Genomic DNA, 1,056 nt, shown 5'->3' on the forward strand with positions numbered 1-1,056 from the left:
GGTTCTGACTGTACTGTATGGGGCTATAGCTCAGCTGGGAGAGCGCCTGCTTTGCACGCAGGAGGTCTGCGGTTCGATCCCGCATAGCTCCACCATACTGTAGACGGTATCAAGAAAACTTCAGAGTGTACCTGAAAAGGTATGCTGCGAAGTTTTGCTCTTTAAAAATCTGGATCAAGCTGAAAATTGAAACGACACACTGAATAAGTGTGTTCGGGTCTCTCAAATTATCGCAATCAGAAGATGACACTGTAAAAGGTGATGTGAGCGATGTGAAGACAAGGCGTACCGCACGCAGCGAGCGCAGTGGACTGAATGTCCATGAGCATCGCGAGTACGGAACAACGCAGTATTCACGTCGCGCAACAAGCCGGACAGAATAAAACATCTTCGGGTTGTGAGGTTAAGCGACTAAGCGTACACGGTGGATGCCCTGGCAGTCAGAGGCGATGAAGGACGTGCTAATCTGCGAAAAGCGTCGGTAAGGTGATATGAACCGTTATAACCGGCGATGTCCGAATGGGGAAACCCAGTGCAATTCGTTGCACTATCGTTTGATGAATACATAGTCAAACGAGGCGAACCGGGGGAACTGAAACATCTAAGTACCCCGAGGAAAAGAAATCAACCGAGATTCCCCCAGTAGCGGCGAGCGAACGGGGAGGAGCCCGGAGTCTGAATCAGCATGTGTGTTAGTGGAAGCGTCTGGAAAGGCGCACGGTACAGGGTGAAAGTCCCGTACACAAAAATGCAGGTGCTGTGAACTCGAAGAGTAGGGCGGGACACGTGTTATCCTGTCTGAATATGGGGGGACCATCCTCCAAGGCTAAATACTCCTGACTGACCGATAGTGAACCAGTACCGTGAGGGAAAGGCGAAAAGAACCCCGGCGAGGGGAGTGAAAAAGAACCTGAAACCGTGTACGTACAAGCAGTGGGAGCCCCACCACCAAAGCGTTTCGCTTTGTGTGGTGCACAAAGAAGCGTAACGACAGCACTGAATGACGGTTAACGGCGCGTAAGCGACGTTCAACACAAAAATCAGGCAGTGGAGCGC

At 51.2% G+C, this 1,056-nt stretch carries 1 tRNA gene and 1 rRNA gene; both read left to right on the forward strand.

The features are described from left to right. Window positions 1-19: 19 nt before the first annotated feature. Window positions 20-95 (forward strand) — tRNA-Ala (locus FE839_RS24345). A gap of 306 nt (window positions 96-401) precedes the next feature. Then, window positions 402-1,056 (forward strand): 23S ribosomal RNA (locus tag FE839_RS24755); the annotation flags it as partial.

Origin of the sequence: Klebsiella indica, assembly GCF_005860775.1 — a bacterium.
In the GTDB taxonomy this organism is placed as follows: domain Bacteria; phylum Pseudomonadota; class Gammaproteobacteria; order Enterobacterales; family Enterobacteriaceae; genus Klebsiella; species Klebsiella indica.